The organism is Aeromonas sp. sif0611, from assembly GCF_019218845.1.
GTDB classification, from domain to species: Bacteria; Pseudomonadota; Gammaproteobacteria; order Enterobacterales; family Aeromonadaceae; genus Aeromonas; species Aeromonas media.
The window spans coordinates 163,105-181,159 of sequence record NZ_JAHUWU010000003.1; the positions used below are offsets into that span (position 1 = coordinate 163,105).

Annotated in this window: 17 protein-coding genes; 4 read left to right on the top strand and 13 right to left on the bottom strand. The window is 65.0% G+C overall.

Features of this window, described 5'->3' with window-relative positions; all coding sequences use genetic code 11:
* Positions 1-6: 6 nt before the first annotated feature.
* The 3 genes from KW824_RS09920 (at position 7) to KW824_RS09930 (ending at position 2,612) form a co-directional block, all read left to right on the top strand.
* Positions 7-1,854, top strand: coding sequence for a U32 family peptidase (locus tag KW824_RS09920; protein ID WP_218409686.1), 1,848 nt, complete (start codon positions 7-9; stop codon positions 1,852-1,854).
* Between the two features lie 124 nt (positions 1,855-1,978).
* Entirely contained in the window at positions 1,979-2,308 is a 330-nt protein-coding gene (locus KW824_RS09925) for a DHCW motif cupin fold protein (protein ID WP_218409687.1), read from the top strand.
* A gap of 46 nt (positions 2,309-2,354) precedes the next feature.
* Positions 2,355-2,612, top strand: coding sequence for a DUF1272 domain-containing protein (locus KW824_RS09930; RefSeq protein ID WP_218409688.1), 258 nt, complete (start codon positions 2,355-2,357; stop codon positions 2,610-2,612).
* 188 nt (positions 2,613-2,800) lie between these two features.
* Here the strand turns inward: KW824_RS09930 and KW824_RS09935 are convergent, their stop codons facing one another.
* The 7 genes from KW824_RS09935 to KW824_RS09965 all read right to left on the bottom strand — a co-directional run bounded on the left by KW824_RS09935 (position 2,801) and on the right by KW824_RS09965 (position 9,129).
* A complete protein-coding gene (locus tag KW824_RS09935) occupies positions 2,801-3,175 on the bottom strand; it encodes a cupin domain-containing protein (RefSeq protein ID WP_041206310.1) in 375 nt (124 codons plus the stop codon).
* 338 nt (positions 3,176-3,513) lie between these two features.
* Positions 3,514-3,990, bottom strand: coding sequence for a methylated-DNA--[protein]-cysteine S-methyltransferase (locus KW824_RS09940; RefSeq protein ID WP_218409689.1), 477 nt, complete (start codon positions 3,988-3,990; stop codon positions 3,514-3,516).
* The gene (locus KW824_RS09945; RefSeq protein ID WP_218409690.1) at positions 3,987-5,507 is read right to left on the bottom strand and encodes an AlkA N-terminal domain-containing protein; all 1,521 of its coding nucleotides are present in this window, start codon (positions 5,505-5,507) and stop codon (positions 3,987-3,989) included. Before KW824_RS09945 ends, KW824_RS09940 begins: the two co-directional genes overlap by 4 nt.
* Before the next feature lie 149 nt (positions 5,508-5,656).
* Positions 5,657-7,135 (bottom strand): carboxypeptidase M32, encoded by a 1,479-nt coding sequence (locus KW824_RS09950; RefSeq protein ID WP_218409691.1) that lies wholly within the window; start codon positions 7,133-7,135, stop codon positions 5,657-5,659.
* Between the two features lie 106 nt (positions 7,136-7,241).
* Positions 7,242-7,823 (bottom strand): DNA endonuclease SmrA, encoded by a 582-nt coding sequence (smrA, locus tag KW824_RS09955; RefSeq protein WP_218409692.1) that lies wholly within the window; start codon positions 7,821-7,823, stop codon positions 7,242-7,244.
* Between the two features lie 107 nt (positions 7,824-7,930).
* Positions 7,931-8,080, bottom strand: coding sequence for a DUF3149 domain-containing protein (locus KW824_RS09960; protein WP_081805766.1), 150 nt, complete (start codon positions 8,078-8,080; stop codon positions 7,931-7,933).
* Between the two features lie 167 nt (positions 8,081-8,247).
* On the bottom strand, positions 8,248-9,129 hold the full coding sequence (locus KW824_RS09965) for a TraB/GumN family protein (protein WP_218409693.1): 882 nt from the start codon (positions 9,127-9,129) through the stop codon (positions 8,248-8,250).
* A gap of 70 nt (positions 9,130-9,199) precedes the next feature.
* Between KW824_RS09965 and KW824_RS09970 the strand changes: the two genes are divergently transcribed.
* Positions 9,200-9,532, top strand: a complete 333-nt coding sequence (locus KW824_RS09970) for a DUF1904 family protein (protein ID WP_218409694.1) — start codon at positions 9,200-9,202, stop codon at positions 9,530-9,532.
* Between the two features lie 116 nt (positions 9,533-9,648).
* On the opposite strand, the gene KW824_RS09975 is transcribed toward KW824_RS09970, so the two are convergent.
* The 6 genes from KW824_RS09975 to denD form a co-directional block, all read right to left on the bottom strand.
* Positions 9,649-10,479, bottom strand: coding sequence for an SDR family oxidoreductase (locus KW824_RS09975; protein ID WP_043132046.1), 831 nt, complete (start codon positions 10,477-10,479; stop codon positions 9,649-9,651).
* Positions 10,480-10,594: 115 nt separating this feature from the next.
* A complete protein-coding gene (locus tag KW824_RS09980; RefSeq protein ID WP_218409695.1) occupies positions 10,595-11,995 on the bottom strand; it encodes an OprD family outer membrane porin in 1,401 nt (466 codons plus the stop codon).
* 613 nt (positions 11,996-12,608) lie between these two features.
* Positions 12,609-14,540: a methyl-accepting chemotaxis protein gene (locus tag KW824_RS09985; RefSeq protein ID WP_218409696.1), complete on the bottom strand. Its 1,932-nt coding sequence runs from the start codon at positions 14,538-14,540 to the stop codon at positions 12,609-12,611.
* A gap of 59 nt (positions 14,541-14,599) precedes the next feature.
* Complete coding sequence (locus tag KW824_RS09990; protein WP_218409697.1) at positions 14,600-15,490, bottom strand: DMT family transporter; 891 nt, start codon at positions 15,488-15,490, stop codon at positions 14,600-14,602.
* A gap of 86 nt (positions 15,491-15,576) precedes the next feature.
* Positions 15,577-17,082, bottom strand: a complete 1,506-nt coding sequence (locus tag KW824_RS09995; RefSeq protein WP_005328642.1) for a GntP family permease — start codon at positions 17,080-17,082, stop codon at positions 15,577-15,579.
* A complete protein-coding gene (gene denD, locus KW824_RS10000; RefSeq protein ID WP_218409698.1) occupies positions 17,079-18,029 on the bottom strand; it encodes a D-erythronate dehydrogenase in 951 nt (316 codons plus the stop codon). Before denD ends, KW824_RS09995 begins: the two co-directional genes overlap by 4 nt.
* Positions 18,030-18,055 lie beyond the last annotated feature (26 nt).

Here is an 18,055-nt window from a genome sequence, read left to right on the forward strand (position 1 = left end):
AGACCCATGCAGGATCACACCCAGACTAACCGCCTCGAGCTGCTGGCCCCGGCCAGGAACCTCGCCTATGGCATCGAAGCCATCAACCATGGCGCCGATGCCGTCTACATGGGCGGCCCCGCCTTTGGCGCCCGCAGCGCGGCGGGCAACTCCCTCGAAGATATCGAAGCGCTGGCCCGCCACGCCCACCGCTTCGGCGCCCAGGTGTTCGTCGCCTTCAACACCTTGCTGCATGACCACGAGCTGGAGCAGGCCCGGCGCCTGACCCACCAGATTTACGAAGCCGGGGCCGATGCGCTTATCGTGCAGGACATGGGGCTGCTGGCCCTGGATCTGCCCCCCATCGCGCTGCACGCCAGCACCCAGACCGACAACCGCACGCCGGAAAAGGTGAAGTTTCTGCAGGACGTGGGTTTCTCCCAGGTGGTGCTGGCCCGGGAATTGTCCCTAGAGCAGATCCGTGCCATCAGCGCCCAGACCCAGGTGCAGCTGGAATTCTTTATCCACGGCGCCCTGTGCGTCTCCTACAGCGGCCAGTGCAACATCAGCCACGCCCGCACCGGGCGCAGTGCGAACCGTGGCGAGTGTGCCCAGCTCTGCCGGCTGCCCTGCTCCCTGCAAACGCCAGGGGGTGAGGTGCTGGTGGAGAACAGTCACCTGCTCTCCTTGAAGGACATGGATCAGAGCGCGAACCTGGAGGCGCTGATCGCCGCGGGCATCCGCTCCTTCAAGATTGAGGGGCGCCTCAAGGGGCTGGACTACGTCAAAAACGTCACCGCCTGGTATCGCCAGAAGCTGGACGCCATTCTCGAGCGCCGCCCCGATCTGGTGGCCGCCTCCGCTGGCCGTTGCAGCTACGGCTTCACGCCGGATCCGAAGAAGAGCTTCAACCGGGGCAGCACCGACTACTTCCTCCATGGCCGAAAGCCGGACATCGACTCGCCGCGCAGCCCGAAATATCTGGGTGAGCCGCTCGGGCGCGTCAGCAGGGTGACCCGAGATGGCATCGAGATCGACGGCAAGCAAGTGACCCTCAACAACGGCGACGGCCTCGGCTTCTTCAAGCCGGGGGGCGAGCTGGTGGGGATGCGCCTGAACAAGGTGGAAGGCAAGCAGTTACTGCTGTCGGAGCGCATGCCCGGGCTCAAGGTCGGTGCCGAGATCTACCGCAACCACGATCAGGCATTCAGCAAGTTGCTGGAAAAGCCGAGTGCGGATCGCCGCATCCGGGTTGACATGCACCTCTCCGAGTGCGACGAGGGATTACGGCTCGCACTGGTCGACGAGCAGGGCATCAGTGCCACCGTCACGTTCCCCTGCGACAAGCTGCCGGCCGACAATCCGGCGCGGGCGCTGCAACAGGCGAGGGATCAGCTTGGCAAACTCGGCAACACCCTGTTTGAGGCGCGCCAGATTGAGTTGGTATTCACTTCTCCCCTGTTTATTGCCGCATCCGTGCTCAACGGCCTGCGCCGGGACGCCATCGCCGCCCTGGAGGCGGCCCGTCTGGCCGCCTACCGGCGACCCGAGCGGCGCATCCCGTTGCGAGGCGCCACCTACCCCCAGCACCGTCTCTCCTACCTCGGCAACGTGCTGAACAGCGCGGCCGAACAGTTCTTCCGCGACCACGGGGTGGGGCGCATCGCCCCTGCTTACGAGGCGAACAAGGAGCTGGGGGAGGTGGTGTTGATGACCACGAAACATTGCATTCGCTACAGCCAGCACCTCTGCCCGAAGGAGGTGCCCGGCCTCAAGGCCGAGCCGCTGGAGCTCAAGATGGGCAAGGACAGCTTCCGCCTGCGCTTTGACTGCCATCGCTGCGAGATGCAGGTGATGGGCAGCCTCAAGGGGTGATGGCTGCCCGAGTGGGCATAGGGCGAGAGCGGATTTGATGGCAGTATGGGGGCGCGGCCTTATCACGGATATCTCGTGGTGAGTCGTCTTCCCCCAGCCTTCCTCTGCTGACAAAGGATCTGTCATGAACATCAATGCACTGCCGTTTTGCACCACGAACTGGGCCGAGATAGCCCCAACCGAACACAAGGGGGAACGGGGCGTCGCCCGCTGGCACACCCGGCAGTTCGGGGATCTGCGGGTGCGGATGGTGGAGTACTCCCCCGGGTATCTGGCGGATCACTGGTGCAGCAAGGGCCATGTGCTGCTCTGCCTCGAGGGGGAGCTGCACACCGAGCTGCAGGATGGCCGCGTCTTCACCCTGACGCCGGGCATGAGCTATCAGGTGGCGGACAACGCCGAGCCCCATCGCTCTTACACCGATCAGGGAGCCCGGCTCTTTATCGTCGACTGAGCCGCGCCCTTTCCCGTCTCCCCCTTCCTCTTTCAGGAACCAGCCCATGCTTGAACTCAGACCGAACTGTGAATGCTGTGACCGGGATCTGCCCGCCGACACAGCGACGGCCTACATCTGCTCCTTCGAGTGCACCTTCTGCGCCGAGTGCAACGATCAGTATCTGCACCTGACCTGCCCCAACTGTGGCGGCGAGCTGGTCAGACGCCCGCGCCGCCCGGCGGCCAAGCTGGTGAACAACCCCGCCTCCCTCAAGCGCGTCTTCAACCCGGCCCTGAAAGCGGCAATGAGCAAGGGACGCTAGGGCTGCCGGGCACACTGCGGGCAAGCCACCATTTGAATTCTTGCCCACGCCTCCGGTCGTCAGGGGGAAACGGTATGGCTGTGGAACCATGACGGGTGGACAAGACGAGGCTGCTGGGAGGTCTGTACCGGTGGGCGAGCGCCCACCGGTGGGTTCGGTCGCAACCCTGGCAGGTTGCCGACGACACACTATGGTTTGGCGAACTGATCGGCGCTCAGCACCTCGATGCCAACGAACGGCTGATCGCCCTCGACCCAGGCATCGTGCCCCGGTGGAATGGTGTAGGACTCCCCGGCGTTGATGGTCTTGAGGGTGCCATCTGCGAGACGGACCGTGAGCGACCCCGAGACGGCGTAACCCAGGTGCGAGAGCTGGCATTGCTCCGTCTTGACGACCGGTTTGATGCAGTCAGACCAGCGCCAGCCGGGGGCGAAGTTGAACCGCCCTATGGTGTAGCCATCGAGTTTGACGACCTCGACCCGGGTCTTGTCGGGGGTGCGCACCTCGTCTGGGGCGCCGTGGGACTTCACCTGGAATTCAGTGACGGTGACTGGAGTGGACATGTTTCCTCCTCGTTTCAAACGGATCGCGGCGATAGCCGCGATCGGATCGCCAGGAAACACGCCGTGATCTCGATAGTCAGCAAGCTGCCAACGCGCAGCGTCATCCCGGTATTCGAAGTATTCGCCCAAACTCCCGTCGGCGCCGTGCTTTGAGGCCAGTGACCGGCAAGTATTCAACCGGGGGGCGGCGTCCCGCTTTCACCTTCTCGGAGTCATCGGTATAACCGTTTTTTTCAATCTCTTGTCTGGCTGTACAGGCTGTACAGGCTGTACAGGCTGGATGGGATGAATGGCCAGGGGCCGGACGGCCCCTGGTTGTGGAGACTCAGAGGCGTGGGTCAGCGCGAAATCCCCTCGAGGTGCAGCAGCGCCTGCTTGATGGGCAGGCCGCCCGCATAGCCGGTGAGGCTGCCACTTTGGCCAATCACGCGATGGCAGGGCACTATGATGGAGAGCGGGTTGCGGCCGTTCGCGGCGCCCACCGCACGGCTCGCGCTCGGCTTGCCGATGGCGCGGGCGATGTCGCCGTAGCTGCGCGTCTCGCCATAGGGGATGTCGCACAGTGCCTGCCACACCGCCTGCTGAAACGCCGTGCCCCGCGCCGCGAGCGGCAGCGTGAAGCGCTGCAACCGGCCCGCGAAGTAGTCTCGAAACTCCGCGAGAAAGGGGGCGAGCGCCTCGCCGTCCTGCCGCCAGTCGCTCATGTCTGGCAGCGGCCGCAACCCGGCCACGAAGTCCACGTGGACCAGACCGCGCTCATCGATGGCGACCAGCAGATCGCCGCAGCGGGTGGGCAACATATCGTAACGGATCATGGGGTTGTCTCCTTGGGTTCGTTGTCCGGGTTTTCCCGGGCCGGGTCTGTCAGCAGTGCAGGCTGCTCGCTCATGGCGTGCCACAGCCAGCTCGCGGCATAGGCGCGCCACGGTTGCCAGGGCGCGCTGCGCGTTTCCACCTCCTTCACCGGCAGCTTGGTGCCGCCCCCCAGCGCCTTTTGCAGCACGAGATCCGAGGCGGGGAAGGCGTCCGTGTCCAGCCCGCAGCGCAGCCGCCAGTACGCGACCGTCCAGGGCCCTATGCCCGGCAGCGCGAGCAGTTGCTCGTCGCTCGCGCTGCCAAGGGTGAGCGCGCCGCTCGCGAGCGCCGAGGCCAATCCCTGCAGCGTGCGGATGCGGCTGCCCGGCATGCCGATGCCGTCGAGATTGAGCTCGCACAGCTGCGCCGGCGTGGGTAGCTGCGCCGTGCCGAACTGCGCCAGGGTGCGCGCCACCAGGCGCCCCATGATGGTGATGGCGCCCTTGACCGACACCTGCTGGCCGACGATGGCGCGCAACATCACCTCGTATTCGTCCCAGCCCCCCGGCAGCCGCACCCCGGGCCAGCGCCCCTGTATCCGCGCCAGCAGCGGATCCTGCCCGAGTTGCTTGCCGATGCGCACCATGTCCGCATCGAGATCCCACATGCGGCGCACGCGATACAGGATGTCCGGCAGTGCACTCGGCGGCAGATCCTGCACCGTCAGCCTGAGCCTGTTCCCCTCAAGGGGCTCGATGCGGACGAGCCCCTCCTGCTCACCAACCCGGTGGCGTCGCTCATAACCGTGCTCATCCACCCGCTCCAGCCCCGGAATGGCGCGCAGCCGGTAGAACGCGAGCATGGCCTGCGCATCGAACGGCGGGCGATACATCAGTTGCAACTGCAGGCTTGCCTGCGGCGTCTGCGCTGGCGCACCGCCTTCCTGTTTGCGCAGGGCACCGGGCGTCAGTCCGTACGCCTGGTGCCAGGCATCGTTGAAGCGGCGAATGCTCGCAAAGCCCGACGCGAACGCGACGTCCGTGATGGGCAGCCGCGTCTCCGTCAGCAGCCGCTTCGCGAGCAACAGGCGGCGCGTCTGCTCCACCTGTTTTGGCGAGGCGCCGAGGTGTTGCTCGAACTGACGCCGCAGCGTGCGCTCAGTGATCCCGGCTTGCGCCGCGAGCGCGCCCAGGCTGTGCTCCGCGAGCTCACCGCGCTCGATGCGCGCCAGCACTTGGGCGACCAGGGGCGGCAGATCCCCGCTCTGGGACGGTGCGAGCTCCGGGCGACAGCGCAGGCAGGGGCGCAGCCCGTGCTGCTCCGCCGCCGCCGCGAAGCGAAAATAGCGCACGTTGTGCTCGTGCGGCGCCCGTGCGGGGCAGATGGGGCGGCAATAGATGCCGGTGGACAGCACGCCGGTGAAGAAGCGGCCGTCGAAACGCGCGTCCCGTGCGAGCCGGGCGGCGTGACACTGCTCGCGCGTGAGGCCGGGGATGATCTCGTCCTGGGGCGTTGGGACTGGGGGCGCTGTGTTCATGGCATGACTCGGATTTCTGTGGGCATGTCCCAGAGACTAAGCGGGGGCGAGAGGGGTGACTAGCCAAAAACGGACAGGGATAGCAAAAAAATCGGGTGCTCGGGGAGGGGATAACAGGGCGCGACGAGGGTCGCGCCCTGGGAAGGCGCTTATTTCAAATAGCGCTGTTCGAGGTGCTTGCGCAGCCACTGCGGATTGAGTGCTTCGCCGGTTGCGCGACGGATGAGCTCGTCCGTGCCGTGCACGCTGCCCTGGGACCAGATGTGGCGACCGAGCCAGCCAAAGATCTCCGGCAGGCGGCCCGCCGTGATGAGCTGCCCCATGTCGCCGAGTTCACGTTCCAGCGCGAAGCGCAGCTGCGCCGCGTACATGGCGCCGAGCGTGTAACTCGGGAAGTAGCCAAACGAGCCGTCCGTCCAGTGAATGTCCTGCATGCAGCCATTCTGGTAGTTGCCCTTCGTGGACAGCCCGAGCCACTGCTGCATCTTCGCATCCCACAGCGCCGGGATGTCCGCGACCTCGATGCGCCCCTCGATGAGATCGCGCTCCAGCTCGTAGCGCAGTATCACGTGCGCCGGATACGTCACCTCGTCCGCATCGACGCGGATAAGGCCTGGCTCGACCCTGTTGTACAGCCGCTCGAGGTTCGCCGGTGCGAGCGCAGCCTGCTCGCCGAAGTGCGCGCGAATGCGCGGCGCTATCTGCGCGAGGAACGCGGGGTGATGGCCGAGCTGCATCTCGCAGAACAGGCTCTGGCTCTCGTGAATGCCCATGGAGCGCGCCTCGGCGACCGGCTGGCCGAGCAGATGGCGCGGCAGCCCCTGTTCGTAGCGCGCGTGGCCCGTCTCGTGGACTATGCCCATCAGGCTGGAGACGAACTCCTGCTCGTTGTAGCGCGTGGTGATGCGCACATCCGTCGGTACGCCGCCGCAGAACGGGTGGCTGCTCACATCGAGCCGGCCGTGCGCGAAATCAAAGCCGAGCAGCCCCATCACCTCCTGGCCGAGCGCCTGCTGCGTCGCGATGGGGAAGGGGCCTTGTGGGGTGAGGATGGCGTCGCTCTTCTGCCGCTCGCTCACGGTCTGGATGAGGTCGGGCAGCCAGCTCGTGAGATCGCCGAAGATCTCGTCCAGCCGTGCGCTCGTCATGCCGGGCTCGTACAGCGCCAGCATGGCGTCATAGGGGCGTACCCCGAGCGCCTCGGCGCGCAAGGTCGCCACCTCTCGCGACAGGTGCACCACCTCCTCCAGGTTAGGGGCAAAGCCCGCCCAGTCGTTCTCCTTGCGCTGGCGGCGCCAGGCGTGCTCGCACTTGCTGCCGGCCAAGGAGAGCGCCTCCACCAGCTCGCTTGGCAGCAGGCTCGCATCCTGCCAGTGGCGCTTGATCTCCGCGAGGTTCGCACGCTGGGTCGCGTCCAGCGGTTCGCTCTCGGCCCTGGCAATCCAGTCGCCGAGTTCGGGGGCGGTGCGCTTGTGGTGGATCAGCACGCCGAGCTCCGCCATCGCCTCGGCGCGGGCCTCGTTGCCCCCCTCCGGCATCATGGCGGCCTGATCCCAGCCGCAGATGGCGGACAGGTGGGAGAGGCGGTGCAGTTGTTGCTGATGTTGTTCGAGTTTCTGGTATGACATGGGATTGTCCTTGTTATCGTCCCTGATGGTATGCACCCCGTACCTGGCATGATCGGGGCTGCCCGATGCTAGCACTGTGCCGCGGGCGGGGGCCACCCTCAGGCGGTCAGCCGAGGCGCTTCTGGTGACGTTCGCGGTTTTCCGTCTTCTTGCGCTCGCTCTTTCGCAGCAGCACATAGAGCGCGCCGCTGCCGCCGTGGCGACGCTCGGCGCTGTGCATGGCCATCACCGCAGGCAGTTGCGGCAACCAGGCGCTGACATGGCTCTTGAGCTGGGCGCGCGGCGTGCTGCGCTCCCCCTTGCCATGCAGGATCAGCAGGCAGCGGATGTCGCGCACCTCGCACTCCTGGATGAACTGCACCAGGGCGGTTCGCGCCTCCTTGATGGTTTTGTGGTGCAGGTCGAGGGAGCCTTGCAGCTCGTACTTGCCGAGCCGCAGCTTCTTGTAGACCCCCTCCTGCACGCCGTCGCGCTTGAAGCCGACGATGTCGTGGGGATCCAGCATCTCGACCGCCTCCGTGCCGAGGTGATTCAGGGCGAGCTGTTCGGCGGTGGCGGCTTCCCGGCGCGCGAGTTGCGCCTCGGTCGGCAGGCTGTTGCCCGCATTGGGGGCTATGTGGTCGCTGCGCAGCGGCCGCACGTCGGCCACTTCCTGCAGGAACAGTGAGAGTTCGTCGTTATGAGACACGGCAGGCTCCCCGCATGAGAATGAGGGGGCATTATAGCGGGCCTGACCCGTGCTTAGAATGGCGGGGCGCGGCGGGCTAAGGGGCCCGCACCTGGTGTCGCGCCGGGTTATTGACCCTCTTTCGGCGGCTCTGCGTGCATCACCTTGTAGATGAAATAGACCGCGTAGGCGCTGATCAGCAGGAAGGTGCCGATAATCACCAGCATGGACATCAGCCCCACGCTGTTGCCGAACATCAGGTTCATCCAGAATTCCATCTCGTCCACTCCTGTCATTGCGCGATGACAGGCATGATAAATACCTCTTTGGGAGTGAGGAGATGATCTCGATCAACTCCCTTTGTGGTTATTTAATCGGCAGCGAATTCTGTGAGCAGCCTCGCACCCGGCACCCTGCCCGGTGACAGGACGCCTGTCTGGCGGACTTAGTTTGCCGCTGCGGGTTCGGTGAGCGGCGTGATGCGCCAGCCTTGCTGCTCCAGCAGCGCGAGCAGGCCCTGCTCGCCGTAAAGGTGCAGGGCCCCTACCACGATAAAGCTCTCGTTTGGCAGGCCGGGCCACTGCTTGACCCAGTTGCGGTTGCGCTCCGCCAGCAGGGTCTGCTCCAGCCAGGCTTGCAGCTTGGGCGGTGCCATCTCCTCCTTGAGCAGGTTGATCAGGGTGGCCTGATCCCCGTCCTGCCACGCCTTCATGACCTCGGCGAACCCCTTCTCGAGGTCCGGCAACTCATCCAGGGTGCTCTCCAGCATCAGGGTCTGGTTGTCACCGACGCTCGCGAGATAGCCAAGCTGTTCCAGCAGGGTCTCCAATCCGATGATGGGTTTGCCGCCGTCGTTTGCCCGTTTGGCGAAGTGCTGATCCACCCCGAATTCACCGCGGTAACCGGTGCGGTCCAGCGCGGCCTGGGTCAGGGTGATGGCCGCGAACCAGGGACGCAGCGGCGCCAGCATGCTCTCGTTGAGGCCGTTCTGGCCGGCGGCGATCAGGGTGCGCCGGTATAGATCGATGGGCAGGTGATCCTTGAGCGTCTTGCCATCCACCAGCCGGGTGATGGCCCCCATCTCCTGCCACTGCGCCTGGCTGATGTGGGTCATGTCGACTTCCATCACCAGGGCGTGGCTCTGCTGCCAGGCGCGCTCGATGGGATCCGGCAGGGGATAGAGGGAGGGTTTGCCCGCATGGATGGAACCCAGCACCCAGTGCTGCTCGTTGCCCTTGCTGATGCGGTAGAAGGCCGGGTCGGCAAAGGCGTGCAGCGGTAGCAGCAGGCACAGCAGGAAGGGAAGCAGCGTGCGATGGAATCTCATGAGGCACCTTATGTGAGCGGGATGAGTGCTCTATGATAAGTCCTCATTTGTCACAGCCAAGAGGTTTCCCATGCCCCACCTTCGTTTTCGGGCAGTTTCTGTCGACACCCTGCAGCAGATAAGCACGTCCCTGATGGCGGATCTCTGCGCCCTGACTGGCGGCAAGCCGGAGTTCGTCACCCTGGAGTGCGTTGCCAGCACTCAGGTGAGGGACGGTGCGATCGACGCCGGTTTTCCCTTCGTGGAGCTGGTCTGGTTCGAGCGCCCGCAGGAGGTGCAGGATGCCGCAGCCGCCCTCATCACCCGTCACCTCAAGGCGGTGTTGGGTGAGCAGAGCTATGTGGTGGTGCAGGTGTTGCCCATCGTCAAGAGCGCCTACTACAGCAACGGCCAGCACTATTGAACGCATGTCACGTTGGATAGCGATGCTGTCCAGACGGTCAAGTCCCGGTACGACAGCAATGGCCAGCACTACTGAGCAGATGCACGTGTTCGGGCGGGGATCAGTCCCGCCGGGGATCAGGCCGACTTGCCGAGGATCCGGTCAAGCCAGCGGCTCGGCAACAGGCGACGCAATATGCTGAACAACCTGGTGGGCAGGGTGACCGGGTATCGATGCCTGGGGCGCTTGCTCTGGAGCGCGTGCAGCAGCGGCGGTATGCAGGCCTCGCTCGGCAGCGTGAAGCCGCTGGTAGAGCCCTCTTTCTCCAGCCGGGTCAGGGTCTGGCGATAGGCGCCCTGATGGCGGCTCTGGGCCGGATCGATGTGGCGTACGAAGGCGTCGCGGGCATTGGCGCGAAACCGGGTGTCGATGGGGCCGGGCTCGATCAGGCTGATGTGCACGCCACTGCCCTCGAGCTCGAGGCGCAGGGTGTCGGTGTAGCCTTCCAGCGCGAACTTGCTGGCGTTGTAGGCGCCGCGATACTTCATGGCCACCAGGCCAAGCACCGAGCTGTTCTGCACTATCCGCCCCTCGCCTGCGGCCAGCATGGCCGGCAGCACCTGACGAATGAGATGGTGCCAGCCAAACAGATTGGTGTTGAACTGCGCTTTGAGCGCCTCCGTGGGCAAGTCTTCCAGTGCGCCGGGCTGGCCGTAGGCACCGTTGTTGAACAGCCCGAACAGGCGCCCCCCGGCCAGGGCCAGCGCCTCTGCCGCCCCCCGCTCTATGCTGGCGGTGTCCGCCAGATCCAGCTGCACCGCCAGCAGACCCTGCTGCTGCAACTGGGCGACATCCTCGGCCTTGCGGGCGGAGGCGATCACGGTGAAGCCGTGGGCGCCGAGCGCATTGGCGGCGGCGAGGCCTATGCCGCTGGAGCAGCCGGTGATAAGCACGAAGGGGTGGGGCATGAAGATCATCCTGATTGGCGGCCAGCACTGGGCCGAAGTGGGCATGGTAGCCCGAGTGCCACCAAAAACAAAACCGGGCCACGTGGCCCGGTTTTCGATCAGAACAGATGCCTGATTACATGATGGTGAACGGCATGATGATGTGGAACTTGACGTCATGCTCGGAGCTGAACATGTTCGGGTAGTACCAGCTGCCCTTGTCGTCCTGCTCGTTGTTGTAATCGGTGTAGTGCAGTTTGAACAGGGTGCCCTTCAGCTTGCCGTCCTGCACCGTGTACATGACGTCGAAGTTGACGGCCCACTCTTTGCCCGGCTCCAGGGTGCCGTCGCCATTGTTGGCATCCCAACCGTAGGCACCGGAGACACCGGCGGCCCAACCCGGAGCACCGACCAGGTCATCCAGGGTACGTGTGGTACCGAAGAAGACGGCCTTCTCTTCGTTGTGGTTCCAGTCTGAGCGGGAATCCCACCAGATCTCGTTCGCACCCTGGGAGTTGCCGTAGCCACGGGTCAGACGGGGCAGGTAGTTGCCCAGATCCCCTTCAGCCTTGGTGTAGAGGCCTTCCAGGCGGAAGGCATAGGGACCGGCTGCCCAGCTGGCGGTCAGGGCCTGTTGCCATGCCAGACCGTCATAGTCTTCGTTCTCGGTGTCGGAACCGTAGAACTGGTAGCTGGTGTTCAGGCCACCCAGCACGTCAAACTTGTGAGCCAGCTTGAAGTGGTAGCTGTCCATGTAGCCTTCGGACTGACCGAAGCCACCTGTGATGGCGGTGCCGTTCTCGAAGGTGTAACGGGCTGCCAGACCGTGGATGTAGTCGATCTTGTTCGCATCGGTGAAGGGATCGCTGGCATAGGGGCTGCTCTTGGAGAAGCCGGCGGTGTTCTTGAACCAGGGCGCCTTGTACTCGTCGGCGATGGCGTAGGTCAGGTAGAGGCCACCGAAGGTGCCTTCGATCTGGCCACCGCGGTAGGTACCGGGTTGATAGGACCAGTTGACGCCGAGGATGCCGGGTACATAGAGCTGGGTGTAACCACCCTTGGCGGTGACAGCGTCACCGAACTTGAATTTCAGGGCGGCGGTGGAGAGGCTGAAGCCATTCTCGGGAACACCGTCACCACCTGAACCCCACTGGTCGCCCCAGAAGGAGAACTCGTTCTCTTCGTTGACCCCGTTGCTCTCGTCAACGGCCAGGTCGTAGGCGCCAAAGCCGCCGACATCCAGTCCGACCATGCCCCAGGCATAACCGGAGTTGTAGTTCAGGGCTGCCTGAGTGGTGGCATGGCTCAGGTTGGAGTGGTATTTGCCGTCCTGACCCGGACCGGCCTGGACGCGATCACGCTCGCGCTGGAAGTAGAACAGGCCGCCTGTCAGCTTGCCTTCGTCGATGAAGGCGCTGTAGGACTTGCCGTAGTCCGGGCTCATCATGTCTTGAGCCGCGGATGCCATGCCGGGGGCGAGCAGCGCCGCAACCACGGCGGCACTCAAAGAGGCGCGCTTGAAGATCACTTTTTCCATTTGTTATTGCTCCTGATTTTATGGACTTAGCTTTTTTTCCGGCAGTCGGGCAGGCGCCCGCCACTCGGTATTGGCATTGCAATCAACACCCCGTAGGGCAAAAGAAATTGTTCTGTGTTGTGCCCATATGCCCGGATGCCTTGGCGCATCAACGAAGGGCAATCTGCATCTTTACAGTCATTATTTTTTAGGTCTCGATCCTTGGCGATCTGACACCACCAAGAGTACGTTCGCGGTGCGAAATATCAACATGAAGTTCCCGCCAAGTTTCAAAAATATGACCGAGTGCAAATAATCATGATTCTTGGTGTGGGCACTCCCAGCCCGCTCGTGTCGGTAATGAGAGCGTTTTCAGGTGGTTTTTTCCGTTAACCGGAAGGGATCTGGGCGCGGATGCAGAACTTTCTTTGTTAACCTGGCGGCAACATATAATTTTGTGTCACAAAAAAAGATATTCATCCTTGTCGGGGTTGTGTCTCCTGCTCGGCGCGTGGAGCAGGCTCCCCCGAGGGGTCATGGGCGCGAGGGACGGAGGGGGTTAACCGGGTGCGGGCATATCAGGGAACAGGCCGGGCGCCTCAAGGGGGGCCCGGCCCGATAGGGGGAGGGCGACTCAGGCCTGACTCAGGATCCGGGGGATCTGCTGAGCCTGGTGGTGGATGTGCTCCGATACCTGCACCGAGAGGCGGCTGCCTTGGCGGGCGTGCTGGCTGATGCGGCCGATGAGGGCGGCGAAGCTGGCGAGCCTGTGCTCCTGGCTCCTGGCGTTGTCGGCCCCCTGCAGGGCGATGACGGCGGTGCTGCGCGCCATCTCCCGCACCGTCTGGGTGGTCTGGCGCAACTGCTCGGCCTGCTGGCGCTGAGCGGCGGCCTCTGCGGTGATGCGGGCCAGCACGGTGGCGAGCTGATCCCCCGCCTGGGTGAGGCTCGCCAGGATCTCGGTGATCTGGCCGAGGGAGCGCTGGGTGTCGGCGGAGAGGTGGCGCACCTCGTCGGCGACCACCGCGAAGCCGCGTCCCTGCTCACCGGCACGGGCCGCTTCTATGGCGGCGTTGAGCGCCAGCAGGTTGGTCTGCTGGGAGATATGGCCAATGACGTCGACGATGGCGGTCACATCTTCCACCGAGCGGGTCAGCTGGGCCAGGGCGCCGCTGCTCTCGTCGATGGCGAGCCCCGTCTGGGCGGTGGCCGCCAGCATGCCCCCCACCAGCAGCTCGCTCTGGCTCATGGAGTGCTCGTTGTGCTGGGCGTGCTCCGCTATCTCGGCGGCGACCTGGTGTACCTCGCCGGCAAGTTGATTGAGCTCCTGCATCATGGTGTCGCTCTCATCCACCGCCTGCTCGGTGGTGCGGGTGCTGTGGTGGATCTCCTGCACCTGCTCCACCATCTCCTGCAGGCTGGAAGAGACGCTCGAGAGCTGCCCCGCCTTCTGCTGTTGATCCTGTTGCAGGCGCTGGATCAGGCGGTTGTAGCTCGCGACTATGTCGGCCAGCTCGTTGCGCTCGCGCCCCGTTGCCAGCAACTGCGCCTGACCCGTGGCATCGAGCTGCAGGAAGGCCGCCCGCAGTCGCAGCAGGGGCCTGACCAGCCAGCGGCGCTGCACCAGGGCAAACAGCAGGGCGACCACCACCAGGCAGAGCGCCAGGGAGCCGAGCACGGTGGCGAGCTCCCGGTTCATGGCCTGACGAGCGGCGGTTAGCCGTTCCCCCAGTTGCTCGCCGGCCTGCAGCAGCTGCGCGATGTCCTGCTGCACCATCTGGCGCGCGGCCTGCTGCTGTTGCAGCGTCTTGCGGCTGTTCTCGAGCTCCATGGGATAGCGTTTTAGCAGGGAGGCCAGTTCGGCTTTGGGCAGCTCCCCGAGCTCCTTGCGCATCGGCTCTCCCAGGGTGAACTCATCGGCGGCGGTCTCCTCGAAGAGGTTCAGACTCGGCAGGGCCGTCAGCGCGTCCGCCTGCTTTTGCAGGGCAGCGAGTTCGAACTGCAATCCTTCGAGGCGCTTGGCGCTCGCCTGCTCCATGTAGTTCTGGCGCTGGTGGGCGAGGGCGGGCAGGGTCGCCAGTATGTCGGCGGCCCCCTGGCGATAGGCCTCGGCGCTGGCCGGATCCAGATCTGCCCCCTGCTGGCCGTAACGCAATAGCGCCCGGACCTGGGTGCTCAGCTCGTTCTCGGCGTTTTGCAGCAGCCACTGGCTGTTGCCGGAGAGCTTGCCCGCCGCCAGGTAGTCCCCCTCGATGCGTGCCCCCATCTGTTCGAGAAGGGCACGCAGCGGACTGGTTTGCGACCCGTCTTGCTGCGCCAGCAGCGAGAGCGCCTGCTGGCGCACTCCCTGGGCTTCGGCCAGGCGCAGGGGATCGCCGCTGCCGAGGTAGTCGCGAAGCGCCCCCTGCAGGGGGCCGCTCAGTTGTTGTTGCAGGCGTTCCTGCTGGCGCTGGGCCTGTTCGGCCCGATTGAACTGCTGCCAGCCGTGAAACAGGGCGGTGGCCTGAACGCCGGCCACCAGCAGCAGTACGAGGGAGGAGAGGGAGGCATAATGAGCAATTTTCACATCAGAGTCCTGCTTGAACCACGCAATGGGCGTGAGCTTAAGCAGGCCTGATGGCGTTTTTATGACAGTGGCTCTGCCACTGGCCGAGTCTTGGGTGTTTTCACCAGCAAACCGAGCAGGGCTCCGCCCATGATGAGAGCCCCCGCCAGCAGGTGGCGCGGGGTGAGCTGCTCACCGTTGAGCCAGACCAGCAGCAGGGTGCTCAGCAAGGGGGTGAGGTAGGCGAGCGCCCCGATGCGGCGCGGATCCCCGTCCCGCAGCGCCAGATACCAGGTGACGAAGGCCGCCCCCATGGGGCCGAGGGCCAGCCCGGCGATGAGCAGCCAGTCTGCCTGGGGGATCTGGTCGAAGGGCAGCGGCCCCTCCAGCCCCCAGGCAAGCAGCAGCGCCAGCAGCCCGGCGGGCAGGCAGGCGGCCGCCGTGACCACGGCGGGGGCGGGGGGCAGGCGGCGGGAGAGCACGGAATAGGCGCCCCAGACGATGGCGGCGCCGAGCGCCAGCAGGTAGCCGGGCAGGTGGGCCTGCTGCAGTTGCAGGCTGCCGTCCACCATCACCAGCACCGAGCCGACGAGGCCGAGGGCCCCGGCCAGCAGATGATGCAGGCTCAGGGGATGACCCGGCAGCAGCAATGGGGTGAACAGGATGATGCACAGGGGCCAGAGGTAGTTGATGAGGTTCGCCTCCAGCACGGGGGCGTGGCGAAAGCTCATGAACAGCAGCAGGTGATAGAGCAACAGCGCCGTGATGGTCACCAGCCAGGTGAGGGAGCTGGCGCGCCACTGGCGCCAGAACGGCAGGGCGCCTGCGCCACAGAAGAAGAGCACCAGTCCCACCAGCACCAGCGGTGAGACGCTGGTGATTCGGGAGGTGAGGGCAGCGAGCGAGGCCCACAGCAAGATGGTGAGCAGCGCAAAACCGGTGGACTTGTCCCACCAGGAAGAAGCAGACATCCAACACTCCTTTGCAAGATGAATAAAAAATAGGGCCAGTCTAGCAGACTGGCCCTCGTCACACAGCGTTGCCATGACGCTGCGGGTTATGACTCCCGGCTCGGCACTGCACTGGCCGCCGGCGCCAGGGACTGGCCCCTGACGTACCAGACGATGAGCGCCAGCACCAGCAGCGGCAGCACGGGGTCGAACCAGGTGCCGCCGGAGCCGAATACCAGGTTCAGCAGGGCGACGCCGGTGCCGCCGATGGCCCAGGCGATGGTGGTCGGGATGGACCAGACGATCATCTGCTGCTTGACGTCCGAGATCCCCATCATGCGGTTGACCACCCAGAACAGGCTGTCGTTGAAGTAGCCGAAGAAGAGCGACCCCATGGTGGCAGCCTGAGCCGCCAGCAGCATGTTGACCCCGGGGATCTGCGCCAGTATGGGCGCGGAGATGGAGGCCGCCGTCACCATGGCCACAGTGCCTGAGCCCTGGATGAGGCGCACCAGGGTCGCGACTATGAAGGGGATCAGGATGGGGGAGATGGGCAACTGGGCTATCTGCTCGGCGAGCTGCTGGCCCGCACCGCTGTCGCGCAGCACGGCACCCAGGGCGCCGCCGGCACCGGTCACCAGCAGTATGATGCCGGCCGATTGCAGCCCCTCTTCGAGGCGAGCGGCGGTGGCGTGTCTGTCCATGTGTGGCACCAGCGTATAGACCGCCAGCAGCACGCTGATGGCGAGCGCTATGATGGGGGTGCCGATGAAGTTGATGCCCTGCACCAGGGGGTTCGCCATCAGGCCGTCCATCCCCTCCAGGGTGGCGAGGGTGGTGAAGATGGCCTTGACGAAGATAAGCACTATGGGTACCAGGATCGGCAGCAGCGACAGGGTCAGGCTCGGCAGGGTCTTGCCCTCCTTCTCCTTGAGGTACTGCTCATAGGTAGCTTGCAGCTCGTCCGGGGTCTGGGCAGCGTTCGCGCCGAACTCGGGGTACTTCTTGTCGAGCCACTGGGCGTAGAAGACGATGCCGAGCACGCAGGGGATGGCCAGGGCCATGCCCATCAGCAGCATGGCGCCTATGTCCACGCCAAACAGACCGGCAACACCGAGCGGCCCCGGGGTCGGCGGCACCGTATGGTGGGTGACCACCAGGCCCCCCGCCAGCGCGACCCCCAGGGTCAGCAGGGAGCGCTTGCCGCTTTTCGCCAGCGCCTTGGCCACCGGATAGAGGATGACGAAGGCGGAATCCACGAAGATGGGGATGCTGACGATGTAGCCCGTGATGGCCAGTGCCCACTCCTCGCGGCGCTTGCCGAGCCACTTGATGAAGCTGTAGGCGATCTGTTCGGCGGCGCCGGAGACCTCAAGCAGGCGACCCATCATGACCCCGAGGCCGATGACGATGCCGATGCTGCCGAGGGTGGAGCCAAAGCCTTGCGTGATGACGGTGAGGGTCTTGTCGATGCTCATGCCGCCGGTGATGCCGGCGATGCAGGCCGCCGCCAGCATGGCGATCAGGGCGTGCACCCGGGTGCGGACCACCAGGAATACCAGTACGAAGACGGCGATGACCAGGCCGATGATGGGGGTAGGGATGTCGCTCATGATGCCTCCTGCATGTCATGGGTGATGAAACTGTCGATGATGTCGGCAAACGTCCTGTCTGCCGCGAAGCCGAGGGCGCTGGCCCGCTGGTTGTCGATGCGTCCCGGCCAGCTCGCGACTATGCGCTCTATGGCGGGTTCGGCGGCAAACTGCACCCGATCCCGGGCCGCCTGACCACCGGCCCGGGCGAGGGCCTCCAGCATCTCGCCGACGGTGACGCTGATGCCGGGCAGGTTGATGCTGCGGGCGTCACCGGTGGCGGGGAGCCTGGCCGCCAGCAGGAAGTTCGCGACTACGGTGGCGGGGCTCGAGAGCCAGAGACGCAGTTCCGGGCTCACCGGGCAGAGGGCGTTCTCACCCTGCAGCGGCTCGCGGATGATGCTGCTGACGAACGACGAGGCGGCACGGTTTGGCTTGCCCGGCCGCACGCAGATGGTGGGCAGGCGCAGCACCAGGCCATCCACATAGCCCTTGCGGCTGTAGTCGTTGACCAAGAGCTCCCCCATGGCCTTCTGGGCGCCATAGGAGGAGGTCGGGGTGAGCGCGGTGCCATCGTTCACCAGCTCCGGCAGCGGGCCGCCATAGACGGCGAGCGAACTGGTGAAGACGAAGCGGATACCGGGGCGGGTGTGGCGGCACGCCTCCAGCAGGGTGCGGGTGGTGTCCAGATTGACCTTCCAGCCCAGATCGAAGTCCTGCTCTGCGTGGCTGCTGACGATGGCTGCCAGGTGGTAGACAACTGTGGTCCGTTCGCTGATCAGGGACTCGGCGACACCGGTTTCGGTGAGGTCGGCCTTCAGGCAGCGCACCCTGGGATCCGGCAGGGGGGATTGCGGCTGCTGGATGTCCACCAGCAGCAGCTCGGTGAAGGGGTGGGGGCCTTGCAGCAGGGCCCGGGCCAGTTTCTGGCCCAGGAAGCCACCGCCGCCGGTGATGATGATTTGCATCTCGTTATCCTCAGACTCGTTCATGT